The 16,800-nt window shown below is 67.2% G+C and carries 15 protein-coding genes; 9 read left to right on the top strand and 6 right to left on the bottom strand.

Features of this window, described 5'->3' with window-relative positions; translation table 11 throughout:
* Positions 1-141: 141 nt before the first annotated feature.
* On the bottom strand, positions 142-1,767 hold the full coding sequence (locus ACFWVD_RS27695) for a DUF2207 family protein (protein WP_379247734.1): 1,626 nt from the start codon (positions 1,765-1,767) through the stop codon (positions 142-144).
* Between the two features lie 290 nt (positions 1,768-2,057).
* Between ACFWVD_RS27695 and ACFWVD_RS27690 the strand changes: the two genes are divergently transcribed.
* Together ACFWVD_RS27690 and ACFWVD_RS27685 are read left to right on the top strand one after the other, a co-directional pair.
* Entirely contained in the window at positions 2,058-2,966 is a 909-nt protein-coding gene (locus ACFWVD_RS27690) for a neutral zinc metallopeptidase (RefSeq protein WP_379247732.1), read from the top strand.
* Positions 2,967-4,118 (top strand): neutral zinc metallopeptidase, encoded by a 1,152-nt coding sequence (locus tag ACFWVD_RS27685; RefSeq protein ID WP_379247730.1) that lies wholly within the window; start codon positions 2,967-2,969, stop codon positions 4,116-4,118.
* Here ACFWVD_RS27685 and ACFWVD_RS27680 read toward each other — a convergent pair.
* Positions 4,115-5,338, bottom strand: a complete 1,224-nt coding sequence (locus ACFWVD_RS27680) for an ammonium transporter (RefSeq protein WP_379247736.1) — start codon at positions 5,336-5,338, stop codon at positions 4,115-4,117. The genes ACFWVD_RS27685 and ACFWVD_RS27680 overlap by 4 nt on opposite strands.
* Positions 5,339-5,458: 120 nt before the next feature.
* Complete coding sequence (locus ACFWVD_RS27675; protein ID WP_379247728.1) at positions 5,459-6,283, bottom strand: hypothetical protein; 825 nt, start codon at positions 6,281-6,283, stop codon at positions 5,459-5,461.
* Between the two features lie 448 nt (positions 6,284-6,731).
* Here ACFWVD_RS27675 and ACFWVD_RS27670 point away from each other — a divergent pair, with 448 nt between their 5' ends.
* The 3 genes from ACFWVD_RS27670 to ACFWVD_RS27660 all read left to right on the top strand — a co-directional run bounded on the left by ACFWVD_RS27670 (position 6,732) and on the right by ACFWVD_RS27660 (position 12,792).
* Positions 6,732-9,185 carry a DNA polymerase III subunit gamma and tau gene (locus tag ACFWVD_RS27670; RefSeq protein WP_379247726.1) on the top strand — a complete coding sequence of 818 codons (2,454 nt, stop codon included), beginning with the start codon at positions 6,732-6,734 and terminating at the stop codon, positions 9,183-9,185.
* 189 nt (positions 9,186-9,374) lie between these two features.
* Complete coding sequence (locus tag ACFWVD_RS27665; RefSeq protein WP_379247724.1) at positions 9,375-10,589, top strand: acetyl-CoA C-acetyltransferase; 1,215 nt, start codon at positions 9,375-9,377, stop codon at positions 10,587-10,589.
* 40 nt (positions 10,590-10,629) lie between these two features.
* Positions 10,630-12,792, top strand: a complete 2,163-nt coding sequence (locus tag ACFWVD_RS27660; RefSeq protein WP_379247722.1) for a 3-hydroxyacyl-CoA dehydrogenase NAD-binding domain-containing protein — start codon at positions 10,630-10,632, stop codon at positions 12,790-12,792.
* A 69-nt stretch (positions 12,793-12,861) separates the two neighbouring features.
* On the opposite strand, the gene ACFWVD_RS27655 is transcribed toward ACFWVD_RS27660, so the two are convergent.
* Together ACFWVD_RS27655 and ACFWVD_RS27650 are read right to left on the bottom strand one after the other, a co-directional pair.
* Complete coding sequence (locus ACFWVD_RS27655; RefSeq protein ID WP_379247720.1) at positions 12,862-13,227, bottom strand: cupin domain-containing protein; 366 nt, start codon at positions 13,225-13,227, stop codon at positions 12,862-12,864.
* 128 nt (positions 13,228-13,355) lie between these two features.
* Positions 13,356-14,102 carry a hypothetical protein gene (locus ACFWVD_RS27650; protein WP_379247718.1) on the bottom strand — a complete coding sequence of 249 codons (747 nt, stop codon included), beginning with the start codon at positions 14,100-14,102 and terminating at the stop codon, positions 13,356-13,358.
* Positions 14,103-14,233: 131 nt separating this feature from the next.
* On the opposite strand from ACFWVD_RS27650, the gene ACFWVD_RS27645 reads away from it, so the two are divergent.
* From ACFWVD_RS27645 to ACFWVD_RS27630, 4 genes are all read left to right on the top strand, one after another.
* On the top strand, positions 14,234-14,386 hold the full coding sequence (locus tag ACFWVD_RS27645) for a hypothetical protein (RefSeq protein ID WP_379247716.1): 153 nt from the start codon (positions 14,234-14,236) through the stop codon (positions 14,384-14,386).
* A 146-nt stretch (positions 14,387-14,532) separates the two neighbouring features.
* On the top strand, positions 14,533-15,108 hold the full coding sequence (locus ACFWVD_RS27640; RefSeq protein WP_379247714.1) for a hypothetical protein: 576 nt from the start codon (positions 14,533-14,535) through the stop codon (positions 15,106-15,108).
* 46 nt (positions 15,109-15,154) lie between these two features.
* Complete coding sequence (locus tag ACFWVD_RS27635; RefSeq protein ID WP_379247712.1) at positions 15,155-15,985, top strand: MerR family transcriptional regulator; 831 nt, start codon at positions 15,155-15,157, stop codon at positions 15,983-15,985.
* On the top strand, positions 15,982-16,332 hold the full coding sequence (locus ACFWVD_RS27630; protein WP_379247710.1) for a VOC family protein: 351 nt from the start codon (positions 15,982-15,984) through the stop codon (positions 16,330-16,332). Before ACFWVD_RS27635 ends, ACFWVD_RS27630 begins: the two co-directional genes overlap by 4 nt.
* A 13-nt stretch (positions 16,333-16,345) precedes the next feature.
* On the opposite strand, the gene ACFWVD_RS27625 is transcribed toward ACFWVD_RS27630, so the two are convergent.
* Entirely contained in the window at positions 16,346-16,780 is a 435-nt protein-coding gene (locus tag ACFWVD_RS27625) for an SRPBCC family protein (protein WP_379247708.1), read from the bottom strand.
* Positions 16,781-16,800: the final 20 nt, after the last annotated feature.

Here is a 16,800-nt window from a genome sequence, read left to right as displayed (position 1 = left end):
TTGCTGGAGGCTTCGCCTCGGACGCAACGGCGGCTAACTCGCGGCCGGGCCGCTACGGCCACTTCGTGGCCGCTGCTCCCTATGGGTCGCAGGTGGGGGCTGGGTTTGTGCGGTCAGGGGGACGGATAGGGGTGTACGGGGTCAGCGCGGGTTGAAGGCGCCTTCCAATGCCGTTATGAAATACGGGAATTGGGAGGCGAAGCGGTGGAGGTTTCGGTCTTGGTCGTAGCCTGCGAACCAGTAGAGGCCTGGTTGGGAGTCGGCGCTGGGATCCATGTCTCGGAAGGCGCGGATCCAGTTGTCTGCTCGGCCGCTGATCACCGTGTAGGGCAGGGCTCGGGAGAAGATCGTTTCCTGGTCGATGGGGGGGATCTGGTCGCGGGTGATGGTTTCCAGGGCGCGTTGCATGGCGCGGACTCGGCCGGCGACGGTGTCGCCCAAGGGGGTTCGCGTCGGGAGGTAGGTGGGTAGCAGCATGGCTGCGCCGCCTGCCAGGGCGATGGCTACGCCTACCAGGGCGTGGCCTGCGGTCAGGGCGAGGACGACGGTGATGGTCACGCCGAGGGCGATCAGGGCGGCGCCGATCCAGCGGGGCAGGCTTCGCTGTTTGGGGTCGGCGAAGGCGCCGGTGGCTACGGCGTCGTCGCGCATGGCGTTGCGGATCGGGTCCAGTTGCAGGCGGCCGGGGGTGCGTAGTTCGCGCACGGCCACGGTGTCGGTGCCCTCGGGCAGCAGCATGTCGTAGACGGTGCGCTCGAAGTCGCGCAGTTGGTCGTCGGGGGCGTTGACTCTGCTGATGCGCCAATCGTTTTCGCCGCGCGCGTTCACCGGCGTGATCCACAGGTAGCGGCGCACGGCGAGGTCGACGACGGTGGCGGCGATGTCGACGGGGTCGGCGTGCTCGTCCAGGATCAGGCCCGCCTCGCCGGGCAGCACGCCGTCGGGGGAGGTGAACTCGACGCGGCCGCCCTGCTGGATCAGCGGATCGAACGCGTCACTGCCCGCCATCGAGGCCGCGGCGCGTTTCCGGGCCAGCAACACGTAGGCGATCATGCCCGCCAGGGCGAGCAGCAGTGCGCCGAACGCGGCGAGCACGGGCATGGTGAAGGCGAAGAAATTGTTCGAATCCCCGCCCCGCACATCGGCATTGGCGGGCACGGTGCCCGGCGGCATCTGCAGGGTGAGGTCGATGGCATCGCCCTTGTGCAGGTCGGTCTGGCGCAGATACAGCACGCCGTCGGGTTCGGTGTGCACGTCCGCGCACGGCTTGGCATTGCCCGCGGGCCCGAGTTTGCAGTCGATGATGCCCATTTGGAAGCTGGGGCTGATCACCGAGACGTCGAGTTCGGCGATATCGGCGTTGAGCACGCCCAGCCAATGGAACACCTGCGTGCCGGGCGCGTCGGAGACGGTGTTGTGCACCGTATACGTGAACTTCGATTCGCCGGGCTTGGCCTCGACGACGAACTGATCCTCGACGGTGGTGGCGGTGCCCGAACCCGTCGCGCTCACATCGGTGACCTTGAACACGCGCTCGACATCGTCGCCGACCTTCAGGCGCAGCGGCAGCGACATCGTGAAGTTGCCGTTGTCGGGCACCACCACGGTTTCGCTGACCTGCAGCACACCGGTTTCGGTGAGTGTGAGGTCGGCGATGATCGAAACACCGGCGGTCGCGGGCTGCGTGTGGGCCACCGGCGCGGCCGCGAGCAAACCCGCCGCGGCGAGTAGCAGCGCGCCTGCGGCGCCCCCCCGAAAAGTCAGCATGGGTGCTTACTCTAGACAGCTTGCTATTCTGCGTCAGCGGCTGTCGATGACTCATGAGACAAGGGGGGTACGGGGGAGTGACTCAACCACCGTACGGTTATGGGCCCAACGGCCCAGGTGGACGACCGGTTCCACCACCCCCTGGCTATGGCCCGCCCCCGGGATATCGGCCTGCACCCGGATACGGGCAGCCAGGTTATCCACAGCCCCAGGGTTATCCGGCAGGTTATCCACAGGGTTACGGCCAGCGTCCGGCCTACGGTCCGCCGCCCGGATATCGGCCACCGCCGATGCCGTACGGCCCGCCCGGCAGGCCCACTCCGCCCCCGCGTAAGCGTGGCGGCGGGTTCACCTCGCTGGTGCTGGTTGTCATCTTCCTGCTGGTCGGCGGTCTGGTGAAGTACGCCGTCAACACCGGCGTCGACCTCGGCATCGGCGCGATCGGCCCCAAACCCAGCACCACCTACACCCCCGAGCCCGGCATCGCGCCCGCCGCGACCGGCGACAACCCGCTGCTCACCGACGCCGACGGCGCCCTGGTCCCGTCCTCGTGCAATTACGCGCCGTGGGGCACCCAGGTCGACAAGGCCCGCGCCTTCTTCGAATCGGCCGCGCGCTGCCTCGAGGCGTCGTGGAAACCGTTGCTGGCACAGAACAAACTGCCCTTCGAGGCGCCCACGCTCAGCGTCACCGCGAACACGTCGGGCATCACCACCCCGTGCACCGGTTCCACGAGCAACTTCGCCGCCTTCTACTGCCCGGCGAACAAGACCATCTACATGCCGATCAGCCAGCTGCAGACCGAGCAGTTCCGCGACAACTGGGTGGTGTACCTGTCGGTGTTCGCGCACGAGTACGGCCACCACGTGCAGGCCCAGTCGGGCATCCTGCGCAAGGCCAACAGCGAACGCGTCGACGTGGGCGCCCGCTCCGACAAGGGTCTGGAGCTGTCGCGACGAGTGGAGTTGCAGGCCAACTGCTTCGACGCGATGTTCATCGCCGCGTCCAACGACGCGGGCTCGCTGAGTTCGTCGCAGGTCACCGTCGCGACCAAGGATTCGCACGGCCGCGGCGACGGCCCCGGCGACATGCGCGATCACGGCACGGCCGCACACGGCGGTCAGTGGTTCGAAACGGGCCTGGATAACCGCACGCCGCAATGCAATACGTTCACCGCCCCGGCCGGCGAAGTCAGCTAGATGTCGCAACCGCCCGGCTACGGGCCCTACCGGGGTCCGGCCGCGCCCCCGCCGGGTTATGGGCAGCAGCCCCAGCCCTACGGGTATCCGCCGCAGTACCAGCGCCCGATGCCACCGCCGTATGGCCGACCGATGCCACCTCCCTACGGTCGACCGTTGCCGCCGCCGTATGGCTATGCGCCGCAAGGCTATCCGCCGCCGCGCCGTGGTGGGTCGGGTGTGCTCGGTGCGATGTTCACCGTGGTGATCGTGTTCGGGGTCGTCGGGCTGTTGGTGGCCGCGGTGGTGATGTCCGATCAGAGCTCACCCGGCACGGTCGCGCACCCGCCCTCGCCCAGCTTCACCTACACCCCGGCTGCGGCGACCACGAATCCGACCACCGCACGCGCCACCTCCGCACGCACCAGCGCCCCGACCACGACCAAACCTGCAGGGCCGCAACCGGTTATCGCGCTGGATCAGCATCCGCTGTTCAAAAACGACAACGCCGGCCTGACCAATATGGACTGCGATCTGCCGCGCTGGTCGACGAATGCGGCGGTGGCCAAGGCGTTCTTCGCGGCCGCGCAGGTGTGCCTGGATCAGATGTGGCGACCCAACCTCGCCGCGGCGAACCTGCCCTTCCGCAGCCCGGGTCTTGTTGTCACAGAACAACCTTCGGAACTGTCCTCGCCGTGCGGTGGCGCCACCAGCGACGCGTTCTACTGCAGTGCGTCGAGCACCATCTACATGTCGACGGCGGGGCTGGTGCTGCACAACACCCCGTATCCGCCGATGGAAGCGCTGTCGGTATACGCGCACGAATACGGCCATCACGTCCAGGGGCTCACCGGGCTGCTGCAGGCTTCGTCGAACCAGCGCCGCTCGCAGGGCACGATGTCGGCGGGCGGGCTGGAGACGTCACGTCGAATGGAGTTGCAGGCCAGCTGTTTCGGCGGCATGTACATCGGTTCGTCGGAAGCAGGCGGTTCGTGGACCTCGCAGGAGGGCTACGCCGCGGTCAAGCACAACTACAACCGCGGTGACGGCAACGGCCGCCACCGCGATCACGGCACCCCCGACCACAACGGGAACTGGTACAACCACGGCTACTTGAAGAACCGAAACTTCGAATGCAACACGTGGTTGGCACCAGCGAACGAGGTCAGTTAATTCCCGTAGTGACCTTCGCCGAAACGGCGGGGCGAACTACCGTGCACGCCTTCGGCATACGCGGTTTCGGCGTGGAGGGCGAAGTCGATGCCCGCGGTTTCGTCTTCCTTGCTCACGCGGAAGCCCAGGGTCTTGTCGATGCCTTTGCCCAGCACCCACGAGACCGCGAAGGCGTACGCCGCCACCGCCAGGATCGCCACGATCTGCTTGCCGAGCTGGGCGAGGCCGCCGCCGTAGAGCAGGCCGTTCACGCCGCCGGTCATCACTTCGGTGGCCAGCAGGCCGATCAGCAGGGTGCCGATGATGCCGCCGACGAAGTGCACGCCGACCACGTCGAGCGAATCGTCATAGCCCGCTTTGTGTTTCCAGCCGACCGCGAACGAACACACCACGCCCGCGAGCAGGCCGACGACCACCGCGCCGAGGGTGTTCACCACGCCGCACGACGGGGTGATCGCGACCAGACCGGCCACCGCGCCCGAGGCCGCGCCGAAGGTAGTGGGCCTACCGTCGCGCACCTGCTCCACGATGAGCCAGCCGAGCATGCCCAGACTGCCCGCGACCAGGGTGTTCAGGAACACCGCCGCCGCGGCACCGGTGGCGCCCAGCGCGGAACCCGCGTTGAAACCGAACCAGCCGAACCACAGCAGGCCCGCGCCCAACAGCACGAACGGCAGATTGTGCGGACGCATCGCGTCGATGTTGAAACCGATCCGCGGGCCGAGCACCAACGCCAACGCCAAGGCCGAAGCGCCCGAGGCGATCTCGACCACCAGGCCGCCCGCGTAATCCAGCGCACCGAAGTTCAGCAGCCAGCCATCAGGACCCCACACCCAGTGCGCGATCGGCGCGTACACCGCCAACGTCCACAGCGGCACGAACACCATCCACCCGGCGAACTTGGCGCGGTCGGCGATGGCGCCGGAGACCAGGGCGGCGGTCAGGATCGCGAACGTCAGCTGGAAGGTGACGAACAGCAGTTCCGGAATGGTGCCGCGCACCGATTCGGGACCGATCCCGGCCAGGCCGAAGTGTTCGAGATTGCCGATCAGGCCGCCACCGGCGTCGTCGCCGAAGGCCAGGCTGTAGCCGGCGAGCAGCCAGACCACGGTGACCAGCGGGATCGCGATGAAGCTCATCATCAGCATGTTCAGCACGCCGGTCGAGCGCACCATCCCGCCGTAGAACACGGCCAGCGCCGGCGTCATCAACAGCACCATGGCGGTAGCCGCGAGTAGCCAGGCGGTGGCCGCCGGGTCGATCGTTGCGGGCACGGGAACTCCTTCCACGCGTGATTGCGTCGCGAGAAAGTTACCGAACGCTCACCGCGGGGGTCGGCGCTAGGCCCGGTTTTCCTTCGCCAGCGCCCGTGCGCCGCGCTTGCCGGGAATGGGCAGGTCATCGCTGTCGGCCAGCCACTCCGCGGTGGTGAGCCAGCGGCGCTGCGCGTGTGCGTCGGCCACATCGAAGAACAGGCGGCGGCCGCGATCGTCGCGCGCGTCCCTGGCCAACACCGCCCAGCTGGGCGGCTTGCCCCGCTGCGCGGTGTGTTCCACCACGAATCCGGTGACCAGCTTGCCGACCATGTTCACCGGCTTCTGCGAGACCCGATTGCCGAACTTGGTGGTGTGCCAGCGCCGCGCCGGACACAGCGAACCGGGACTGGCGTTCGACGCGATCCAGCCCGCGCGCTGGGCCCGTTCGATCAGCCACAGGTGTTTGACCGCCGATGGCGCGATCTCGCCGACCCGTTCGGCGATGAGCTCGCAGATCTCGGCATCGGCGAGGATATCTCGCCTGGTCGGGCCCACATTGTGGTCGGTCCAGTGGGCGGCGGCCAGGCGCGCGAGGATGCGACCGAACTCGTCGATGCTGCGCTGGGCGCGACGGCCCAGACGTTCGATCCGCTCGGCCTCGCGGCGCATCTCGTTCTGCGCGGTCAGCGTGCGAATCGCGGCCATCGTCGGCACCTGCCCGCGGTGCAGCAGTTGCAGGATGGCGTCGGCGGTTGCCGGGTCGGCCGCGGCCGCGACGGGTAACGAGTCGCGTTTGATGTCGTAGTCCTGGGGGCTGATCGCGCGGCTCAGCAGCCCGACCGCGGCGTTGTCGCCTGCGAAGTCGGTGTGGGCCAGCCAGGCGGTTGCGATGTCATCACACGACAGCACGGTGAAACGTTCCTCCGGTCGGTGCGGTGGGGGAGCGATCGGTGCGCGAAAGTTGTTGTGCCCCGGCCGGGATGAGGGACCGGCCGGGGTCACCAACCTGATGAAGGTTTGGCCACCGAAGTTGCCGAGACCCACGTTAGCCAGACGCTTGCGCCGATGTCACGGTGCTTGATGTTTCCGTTACATTCAGTAAGTGGGCGTCAAGCGGGGAATGGGTTTGCATTTCCGGTGTAACCAGGATCGTTGGACTGGACGGTGCGGGTTTAGCCGTGCACGGCGCAGTCGATAGCTCGGTCGTTGCGCCTGCTGGACCGCTTTGCTCCTACGCTCCAGACCGCGTAATGCAATGTGATTTAGATCACAACATGGCCTTGGCTTCGTTACCTGGCGGGCGTCCAGTGCCAGCCGCCGATCAACCATGTCGGTGGGTCTCGGTAGCCTGTGAGCTGTGGCTCTGTACCGGAAGTATCGACCGGCGACATTCGCGGAAGTAGTGGGTCAGGAGCATGTCACCGACCCGCTGAGTACAGCGCTGGACACCGGGCGCATCAGTCACGCGTACCTGTTCTCCGGTCCGCGTGGTTGTGGCAAGACCTCGTCGGCGCGCATCCTCGCGCGCTCGCTCAACTGTGTGGACGGGCCGACCTCCACGCCGTGCGGGACCTGCTCGTCGTGTGTGGCGCTGGGTCCGGGTGGCTCGGGCAATCTCGACGTCACCGAACTCGACGCGGCCAGCCACGGTGGCGTCGACGACACCCGTGAGCTGCGCGATCGCGCCTTCTACGCCCCGGCCGAGTCGCGCTACCGCGTGTTCATCGTCGACGAGGCGCACATGGTCACCACCGCCGGTTTCAACGCGCTGCTCAAGATCGTCGAAGAACCACCGGCCCACCTGATCTTCATCTTCGCCACCACCGAGCCGGAGAAGGTGCTGCCCACGATTCGCTCACGCACGCACCACTATCCGTTCCGGCTGCTGCCACCCGCGACCATGCGCGGCCTGCTCGGCAAGATCTGCGAGCAGGAGAATGTCCCGGTCGAGGAAGCGGTGTATCCGCTGGTCATCCGGGCCGGCGGCGGTTCCCCGCGCGACAGTCTCAGCGTGCTCGACCAGTTGCTGGCAGGCGCCGGAACCGAAGGCGTCACCTACCCGCGCGCGGTCTCGCTGCTGGGCGTCACCGATGTGGCGTTGATCGACGACGCCGTCGACGCGCTGGCCGCCGACGACGGCGCCGCCCTGTTCGGCACGGTCGACGCGGTGATGGAAGCAGGCCACGACCCCCGCCGCTTCGCCGTCGACCTGCTCGAACGCCTGCGCGACCTGATCCTGCTGCGCGCGGTCCCCGACGCCGCCGACCGCGGGCTGGTCTCGGGGCCCGGCGACGTGCTGGAACGGATGCGTGACCAGGCGCAACGCCTCGGCCCCGCCACGCTGACCCGCTACGCCGAACTGCTGCACGAGGGCCTGGGCGAAATGCGTGGCGCGACCGCACCTCGGCTGCTGCTCGAGGTGATCTGCGCTCGGATGCTGTTGCCGTCGGTTTCCGATGCGGAATCGGCGACGTTGCAGCGGTTGGAACGGTTGGAGCGTGGGTTCGCCGGGGGAGTTGTTCCGGCTCCTGCGCGTCCGGGTCCGGCTGCGGGCGAGGGGGTTGATCGTCCGGCTGCACAGGCGTCGACGAGTGAAAGTCGCCGTCGCGGTGCGGAATTGCTTGCGGCTGCGCGCGCGGAGAAGGAAGCGGTGGCTGGCGGGTCCGCATCACCTGCCCCCGCACCGGCACCGGCACCTGCGTCGCCGGTCGTCGCACCTCCTGCGCCTGCGTCGCCGGTCGTCGCACCGCCCGCGCCGCAGCAGCCTGCGGTAGCCGCACCGCTCGCGCCGCAGCAGCCTGCGGTGGCCGCATCGCTCGCGCCGCAGCGGCCTGCGGTGGCCGCACCGCCTGCGCCGCAGCAGCCTGCGGTCGTTGCACCGCCTGCGCCGCAGCAGCCTGCGGCCGTTGATGAACCAGCTGTCGAACCTGCTCCCGTCAGTATCTCCGATGCAGAGCCGGTCGCCGCGCCGCCGGTCGTTGCCGCGCCGCCCGTTGTCGAGGCGCCGCCCGTTGTCGCCGCGCCGATCGTCATCGATGACGTTATTGCAGCGGAAGTAGAAGCCTCGCAGCCTGATTCGGTTCCGGCACCGGCGGAACCCGAGCCGCAGCGTCCGTCCGCACCGGCAGAACCGCAGGCCAGCGCCCCGCAAGCGCCGGAGTCGACCGAGGATTTGGTCGGGATCGTCGATGCCGCGTGGCCGGAGATCAAGGGGCGCGTGCGCGAGTTCGGCGCCACTTTGCAGGCGTTGTTGTCGGGAGCCGCGGTGTCGCGGGTGGACGGTGACGTGATCGTGTTCGCGCATCAGAGCGCTCCGCTGGCGCAGCGGCTGTCCGATCCCCGCAATATCGATGCCGTGCGCTCGGCGGTGCGCGCGGTGCTGGGTCGCGAGTTGGATGTGCGCTGGGAGACCGGCGCGCCGACGCCGCGCGCAGCACCGGCGACCAAGGCCGCGCCCGCGCGGGGACCGGCGGAGACCAAGCCCGCGGGTCGACCGAAGTTCTCGCGACCGAGCCAGGCCGCGGGCAGTCAGTCGTCGAACCGGGCCAACCGTCCGTCCGACGACGACATCCCGCCGCCCGATTTCCCCGACTTACCCGACGACCCAGGCCCCGAAGACGGCTCGCAGTCCCGGTCCGACGCCGATTCCGCGCGTGCGGCCGCGGTTCTCGGACCGCCGACCCCGGAGGAGGAACGGGAGATGTTGGCCGCCGCCGCGGTGCCGGTGGCCGCGGGCGACCGTCAGGACCCGGACGAGGTCGCCTTGGCCTTGCTGCGTGAACAGTTCGGGGCAAAGAGTGTGGACGGTTGACAGTGGCCGTCCGCAGCGCGTTAAGTTAACCGGAGTTCGCACACCACGGTAGTATGAACGGGTGGCCGGAAACGCTGGATGGACATGGTTCTATGCTCCGCTGGTGCTTGCCGGGATTTGTACGACGCGCAGCCGATCGGTCGTGGCGTTCGTGCGGCCACCGCACCCCAAGGAAGGAAACACTCCGATATGACCACAGAGGCCTACATCTACGAGGCCATCCGCACTCCGCGCGGCCGCGGCAAGAAGAACGGCTCGCTGCATTCGGTCAAGCCGCTGGATCTGACTGTTGGTCTGATCCAGGAGCTGCGTAACCGTTTCCCTGACCTCAACGAGGATCAGATCTCCGACGTCATCCTCGGTGTTGTCACCCCCGTCGGTGACCAGGGCATGGACATCGCCCGCACCGCGGTCACTGCGGCAGGCCTTCCCGACACCGTCGGTGGCTTCCAGCTCAACCGCTTCTGCGCCTCTGGCCTCGAGGCCGTGAACCTGGCTGCGCAGAAGGTTCGCTCGGGCTTCGACGATCTGGTGATCGCCGGTGGCGTCGAGTCGATGTCGCGCGTGCCGATGGGCTCCGACGGCGGCGCGTGGGCGCTCGACCCGGCCACCAACTACGACGGCTACTTCGTGCCCCAGGGCATCTCGGCCGACCTGATCGCCACCATCGAGGGTTTCTCCCGCGATGATGTCGACGCCTACGCCGTGCGTTCGCAGGACCTGGCCGCCGCGGCGACCACCGGTGGCTACTTCGCCAAGTCGATCGTGCCCGTCAAGGACATCAACGGCCTGGTCGTGCTCGACAACGACGAGCACATGCGCCCCGGCACCACCGCCGCGGACCTGGGCAAGCTGAACCCGGCCTTCGCCGGCATCGGCGAGATGGGTGGCTTCGACGCGGTCGCGCTGCAGAAGTTCACCTACATCGAGAAGATCAACCACGTCCACCACGGTGGCAACAGCTCGGGCATCGTCGACGGCGCCGCCCTGCTGCTGATCGGCTCCGAGGCCGCCGGTAAGGCGTCCAACATGACCCCGCGTGCGCGCGTGGTCGCCACCGCCACCTCGGGTGCGGACTCCACCATCATGCTGACCGGCCCCACCCCGGCCGCCAAGAAGGCGCTGGCCCTGGCCGGTCTCACGATCGAGGACATGGACCTCGTCGAGATCAACGAGGCCTTCGCCTCGGTGGTGCTGAAGTTCCAGAAGGACCTGAACGTCCCGGACGAGAAGCTGAACGTCAACGGTGGCGCGATCGCGATGGGCCACCCGCTGGGTGCCACCGGCGCGATGATCACCGGCACGGTGCTCGACGAGCTGGAGCGTCGAGGCGGCCGCTACGGCCTGATCACGCTGTGCATCGGTGGCGGCATGGGTGTTGCCACCATCATCGAGCGTGTCTGATCCCCGGCCGAACACTTCTCACAGGAGAGAACGAAACACTATGACTGACAACATCATCGGCTGGGAGAAGGACGCCGACGGCGTGGTCGTCCTCACCATCGACGACCCCAGCCAGGGCGCCAACACGATGAACGACGCGTACATCACCTCGATGGCCGCCACCGTTGATCGCCTCGAAGCAGAGAAGGACGACATCACCGGTGTCGTCATCACCTCCGGCAAGAAGACCTTCTTCGCCGGCGGCGACCTGAAGAACATGATGCAGGTCGGCCCGGACAACGCGGCCGAGGTTGCCACGATGCTCAACGGCGTCAAGGGCCCGCTGCGTCGTCTCGAGCAGCTCGGCAAGCCCGTCGTCGCCGCGATCAACGGTGCGGCGCTGGGTGGTGGCCTCGAGATCGCGCTGGCCACCCACCACCGCATCGCGGCCGACGTCAAGGGTTCGGCCATCGGCCTGCCCGAGGTGTCGCTGGGCCTGCTGCCCGGTGGCGGCGGCGTGACCCGTGTGACCCGCATGATCGGTCTGCAGAACGCGCTGATGCAGGTGCTGCTGCAGGGTCAGCGTCACCGCGTGACCAAGGCCAAGGAAATCGGCCTGATCGACGAGGTCGTGTCCTCGGTCGACGAGCTGCTGCCCGCCGCCAAGGCGTGGATCGCGGCCAACCCCGAAGCGGCGCAGCCGTGGGACAAGAAGGGCTACCGGATCCCCGGCGGCACCCCGTCCACCCCGGCCTTCGCGGCGAACCTGCCCGCGTTCCCGGCCAACCTGCGCAAGCAGATCAAGGGCACCAACATGCCCGCCCCGCGCGCCATCATGGCCGCGGCGGTCGAGGGCGCGCAGGTCGACATCGACAACGCGCTGGACATCGAGGGTCGTTACTTCATCAGCCTGCTCACCGGGCCGGTCGCGAAGAACATGATCCAGGCGTTCTTCTTCGACCTCAACCACATCAACGGTGGCGGCTCGCGTCCGTCGGTCGAGGATGTGCCCAAGCGTGACATCAAGAAGATCGGTGTCATCGGCGCCGGCATGATGGGCGCGGGCATTGCCTACGTTTCGGCGAAGGCCGGTTACGAGGTCGTGCTCAAGGACGTCGAGCTCGCCAACGCCGTCAAGGGCAAGGGCTACGCCGAGGCCATCGAGGCCAAGGCTCTCTCGCGTGGCAAGACCACCCAGGAGAAGTCCGACGCGCTGCTGGCTCGGATCACCCCGACCGCCGACGCCAACGACTTCAAGGGCGTCGACTTCGTGATCGAGGCCGTGTTCGAGAACCCGGACCTGAAGAACAAGGTCTTCCAGGAGATCGAGGACATCGTCGACGCCGATGCCCTGCTCGGCTCCAACACCTCGACCCTGCCGATCACCCTGCTCTCGGAGGGCGTGAAGCGTTCCGAGGACTTCATCGGCATCCACTTCTTCTCCCCCGTGGACAAGATGCCGCTGGTCGAGATCATCAAGGGCGACAACACCTCTGACGAGGCGCTGGCCCGCGTGTACGACTACACCCTGGCGATCAAGAAGACCCCGATCGTGGTCAACGACAGCCGTGGCTTCTTCACCTCGCGCGTGATCGGCACCTTCATCAACGAGGCGATCTCGATGGTGAAGGAAGGCGTCGACCCGTCGACCGTCGAGCAGGCCGGTCTGCAGGCCGGTTACCCGGCCGCGCCGCTGAAGCTGAGCGACGAGCTCAACTTCACGACCATGCAGAAGATCTCCAAGGAGACTCAGGCCGCGCTGATCGAGGCGGGCCAGGAGGATCAGATCAACGCTGCCGCCAAGGCGTCGTCGGAGGTCATCAACAAGATGGTCGACGAGTTCGACCGCAAGGGCAAGGCGGGCGGCGCCGGTTTCTACGACTATGTCGACGGCAAGGCCACCGGCATCTGGGAGGGTCTGCGCGAGACCTTCAACTCCAGCCGTGAGCTCCCGGAGGGTGTGACCTTCCAGGACCTCAAGGACCGGATGATGTTCGCCGAGGCCATCGAGACCCAGAAGTGCTTCGACGAAGGCGTGCTCACCAGCACCGCCGACGCGAACATCGGCTCGATCTTCGGCATCGGCTTCCCGGCCTGGTCGGGCGGCTCGCACCAGTTCATCGTGGGCTACCCCGGCGGCCAGGAGGCCTTCGTGGCCCGCGCCGACGAGCTGGCCGCGAAGTTCGGCTCCCGCTTCGAGGTCCCGGCCTCGCTGCGCAAGTAAGTCTGTAGTTCCCGGTTCGCACCGGGGCAGCGGCGCCCGTCACCTGGTCGAGGTGGCGGGCGTTCGCCGTTACTGGGGCTTGGCGTAGTCGGCGTAGCCCTGCCAGTCCAGCATGACGCAGGGTTCGTCGCCTACGACCCAGGCGTCGTGGCCGGGTGGGGCGATCATGACGTCGCCGGGGCCGTATTCCTGGGTTTCGCCGTCGTCCATCTGGACCACGAGGTGTCCGGACAGGCAGTAGCCGATGTGGGGGGCCAGGCAGCTGTCGGTGCCCGCGATGGGCTTCACGTGTTCGCTCCATCGCCAACCGGGTTCGAAGACGGCGCGGCCCACGGGACCGGCTTCGACATTGACCAGATCGAGTCGACCCTTACCCTGCTCGAATGGCCGGGTTTCCTCGGGTGCGTCAAAACTCATGCGTACCAGCGCGGACATGACATCTCGCTTCTGCTCGGATGGTGAGCAGTCGGGCGTGGTCCACCGCGTCGAAGCTGGCACGGCCCACAGCTGGAGCCCACCGAGAAACCAATTCTTCGCCGATCCGCGGTGCGGCGCAAGAGCCGCTAGCGGAAGCCGATCGCGGCGGCGATATCGGTGTGGCGGTAGCGCAGGTACTTGTCGACCAGGGCCGCGTCGACCGAAGCAGTGGCGGTGGCGAGGGTGATCACCACGAACTCCTTCGAGGAGCTGGCCTTCCATTTGCCGGTCTCGAAGTCGTCGATGATGCCGCCGGGTCGCACGTTCAGATCCTTCTCCTCGATCTGATCCGCGGCCGCCTCAGCCGCCGCCGCGTCCTTCATGCCCAACACGAACTGCTTCAACTTCACCGCCCCGCCCTCCGCGGTCAACAGCATCTCGGTGGCGTACTGGCAGCCGAGACCGGTGAGTTTCCCGCCCTTCTCGACCGGCGCGCACCCGCTGTGATCGCGCCCCTCCACCCAGTCGGCCGTCATCGCGACATCGCCCATCTTGAAGTTCCACGGCCCTTCATAATCGGCATAACTCAACCGAGCCCCCGCCTTGGGCGTCGGCTTCCCGGTGGTGGTCTTGGTCGGCGCCGTCTTCGTCGTCGGGGTAGCCGTGGCAGACGCGGCCACCGCCGTCCCCGCGATCCCATCGCGCGCCCCCCACACCAAAAGCCCGGCCCCACCGACCAGCCCGACCACCACGATCAACGCGATGACAATCCACCCCGCGTTCGACTTCGGCGGCGGCCCGAGCGGCGGAACCTCCTGCGCATACCCAACAGGCCCATACCCCTGCGGCTGCCCCCAAGCCCCTGGATCCTGTTGTCCCGATGGATACGTCATAAAGCCAGCCCCCCTTGTCAGCCCGGCGGCACTCCCAGTCCGGGTTCGTACCGTCGACCCTACTTTCCTCTATCGCTGAGGCGAGCGGGTGCTCCATTCGAGAAGTGATGACGCGACCTGGGATCGCTCAAATGCTTTGTGAGAACACGGAATTGGAGATCACGTACTCCGTCCCGTACTGCTCGTTCGATGGACAGTTCGGCGCGTGGGCCTGCTTCCTGCGCGCGGTGGAGCAGTGTGCGGCGACTCGCTATGCCGCGATTGAGCAGGTCGGCGACGGCTGATGCGACGACATCTTGGTCGGTGTCGGCTAGTGCGGCGTCGAGGATCGATCGGACGGCGGTGGTTGCTACAGGGATGGCTCCACCAGGGCGATGGGCCTACGATCGGGGTAGGTCGGGCAATGGTTCAGCAATCTCTAGGAGATCTGATGAATGCGTTTCTTGCGCGGGCGTCCGCTGTTTCCTTCGCGTGCGCATCCGTCGCCAGCCTGGTTCTTTTCTCATCCGCTGCCGTATCGGCTGATTCCGGGGCGGGAATCACTGATTACGGCAACGGTTGTTATCTCGATCCTGGCAATCGTGGGGCGACCATCGACTCGTTGCGGTTCCGGTGCAATGTCACCCAGCAGGACCAGATCTACCGGGACTCGCAGGCGGGGGCGATCGCGAACGGGCTCACCAACGGGTGGGTGACGCGGCCGCCGCAGCTGGAATCGGTGGCGCCCGCGCTGTGGATCGGCAAGGTGTTCCGCACGGGGCCCGACGGTGGCTCCCTGACCAACCGGGTCACCGGCGCCGGCATCGAAGCCTTCCCGGCCGACGTCTACCGAGCCTCCTCGATCCTGGACGGCGGCCCGGCCTGGGCTCTGAACTACGCACCGTCGCCGACCCCGCAGGTCTACGACGAGATTCGCGAGGTCACCCCGGGTGTCTGGTTCGGCTATTCGTGGTGGCGCGAGGGTGATTGGCCGCTGTTGGCCGCGTTCGTTTTGGCACCGGCCTGATCGAGTTCTTGACCCTCCACCCGCTGGAGGGTGTTTTCTGGTTCTCATGACAGCAACCGTGGCGATCGGCGAGTTCGCCCGCCTCACCCATCTGAGCGTGAAAACGCTGCGGTACTACCACGAGATCGAGCTACTCGAGCCTGCGTCGGTAGACGCGGGCACCGGGTATCGCCGGTATTCCACCGACCAGGTGGAGGGCGCGCATCTGATCCGCCGCCTGCGCGATCTCGACATGCCGCTGCCCGAAATTCGCACCGTGCTGGCCGCGGCCGACCCCGCCGAGCGTGACGCCGCCTTACGGGCGCATCTGACCAGGATGGAAGCGGAACTGGATCGCACCCGGGAGGTGATCCTGTCGCTGCGCGCGCTGCTCACCGCACCCCCGCCGCCGATCGACGTCGACTACCGCGTCGAGCCCGCGTTCACCGCTCTCGCCTACACGGACCAGGTCGACAGGACCGGCATCGACACATGGTGCGGGACCGTCTTCGAACAGCTGTACATGATCCTGCTCGAAGCGGGCATCGACCCGGCAGGTGTTGCGGGAGCGACCTATTCGAACGAATTCTTCACCGACGACAACGGCGAGGTCACCGCATTCGTGCCGTTACCGCCGGGGACGGACTTCGTCCCGATCGGCGACTTCGCTGTGCTGGAGTTCCCGTCCCGCCAGTTCGCCGTGGCCGTGCACGACGGCCCGTTCGAAGACTTCGACCGCACCTATGGCGCCCTGGGCAGCCACGTCGCCGAACACGACGCCGTACTGCCCGACGAACCGGTCCGCGAGCGCTATCTCGTGGGCCCTGACATCACCGACAACCCGGCCGAATTCCGCACCGAAGTGTGCTGGCCGATCACCGAAGGGGAGACCTCATGACCATCACCCTGGCCAACATCACCATGGACTGCAGCGACGCGGCCGCGCAGGCGCAGTTCTACGCCCAACTGCTCGACGTGCCGGTGGACCCGGAAGCCACGCCGTTCTTCGCCACGGTCGGGAAATCCGCGGGACTCTCCCCGATCCTGATGTTCATCCAGGTAGCCGACAAGACCCCTGGCAAGAACGTGGTCCACCTGGACTTCCACACCGCGGAATGGGCGGACTACATCGAGCGCGCAATCAGCTTGGGCGGCAAGCACATCGGTGACTTCGACGAGTACGGCATCCAGTGGACAACCCTCGCCGACCCCGAAGGAAACCTCTTCGACATCGGCAAGGACTGACCAGCGACTGCGCTCAGGCCAGTTCGGTGGCGAGCTTGCCCAGCACCTCGGCCTGGATCTTCTTCAGGCCCAGCGGCGCGAAGATGCCCTCGAAGATGCCGGCGATACCGCCCGCGCCTTTCCAACTGGTGTCGACGGTGACCTTCGAGCCGGTGCCGTCGGGGGTGACGGTGTAGGTGGTGACCATGGTGGAGTTGGCGTCGCGCTCGGTGAGCACCGAATCCGACACCGTCACGGTCGCGCGGACGTTGCGGGACCGCTTCTCGGTGGCCTGCAACGTCCACTCCACCACGGTGCCCGCGCCCTGACCGCCCTCGATCACCTTGTAGTCGCGGTAGTGCGAGGAGAGAATGCGCGGCCGGATCGTCTCGTAATCGCCGATGGCCGCGAGCGTGCGCTGCGGATCCGCTGCGACCACGATCGAACTGCTGGCGCTGACCTGTCCCACTGTGTGACTCCTTGCTGGGG

The sequence above is a fragment of the Nocardia sp. NPDC058666 genome (assembly GCF_042714895.1).
In the GTDB taxonomy this organism is placed as follows: domain Bacteria; phylum Actinomycetota; class Actinomycetes; order Mycobacteriales; family Mycobacteriaceae; genus Nocardia.
Note: the sequence above shows the minus strand (reverse complement) of the source record. Positions and strands in the feature narration are given on the sequence as shown.

What these genes read in the sequence shown, in the direction of transcription:
- ACFWVD_RS27690 (WP_379247732.1), top strand. Translation starts at nt 2,058, where the DNA reads ATGCCGTACGGCCCGCCCGGCAGGCCCACTCCGCCCCCGCGTAAGCGT.
- ACFWVD_RS27665 (WP_379247724.1), top strand. Translation starts at nt 9,375, where the DNA reads ATGACCACAGAGGCCTACATCTACGAGGCCATCCGCACTCCGCGCGGC.
- ACFWVD_RS27695 (WP_379247734.1), bottom strand. Translation starts at nt 1,767, where the DNA reads ATGCTGACTTTTCGGGGGGGCGCCGCAGGCGCGCTGCTACTCGCCGCG.
- ACFWVD_RS27650 (WP_379247718.1), bottom strand. Translation starts at nt 14,102, where the DNA reads ATGACGTATCCATCGGGACAACAGGATCCAGGGGCTTGGGGGCAGCCG.
- ACFWVD_RS27635 (WP_379247712.1), top strand. Translation starts at nt 15,155, where the DNA reads ATGACAGCAACCGTGGCGATCGGCGAGTTCGCCCGCCTCACCCATCTG.
- ACFWVD_RS27655 (WP_379247720.1), bottom strand. Translation starts at nt 13,227, where the DNA reads ATGTCCGCGCTGGTACGCATGAGTTTTGACGCACCCGAGGAAACCCGG.
- ACFWVD_RS27640 (WP_379247714.1), top strand. Translation starts at nt 14,533, where the DNA reads ATGAATGCGTTTCTTGCGCGGGCGTCCGCTGTTTCCTTCGCGTGCGCA.
- ACFWVD_RS27645 (WP_379247716.1), top strand. Translation starts at nt 14,234, where the DNA reads ATGCTTTGTGAGAACACGGAATTGGAGATCACGTACTCCGTCCCGTAC.
- ACFWVD_RS27630 (WP_379247710.1), top strand. Translation starts at nt 15,982, where the DNA reads ATGACCATCACCCTGGCCAACATCACCATGGACTGCAGCGACGCGGCC.
- ACFWVD_RS27660 (WP_379247722.1), top strand. Translation starts at nt 10,630, where the DNA reads ATGACTGACAACATCATCGGCTGGGAGAAGGACGCCGACGGCGTGGTC.
- ACFWVD_RS27685 (WP_379247730.1), top strand. Translation starts at nt 2,967, where the DNA reads ATGTCGCAACCGCCCGGCTACGGGCCCTACCGGGGTCCGGCCGCGCCC.
- ACFWVD_RS27680 (WP_379247736.1), bottom strand. Translation starts at nt 5,338, where the DNA reads ATGGTGCTGTTGATGACGCCGGCGCTGGCCGTGTTCTACGGCGGGATG.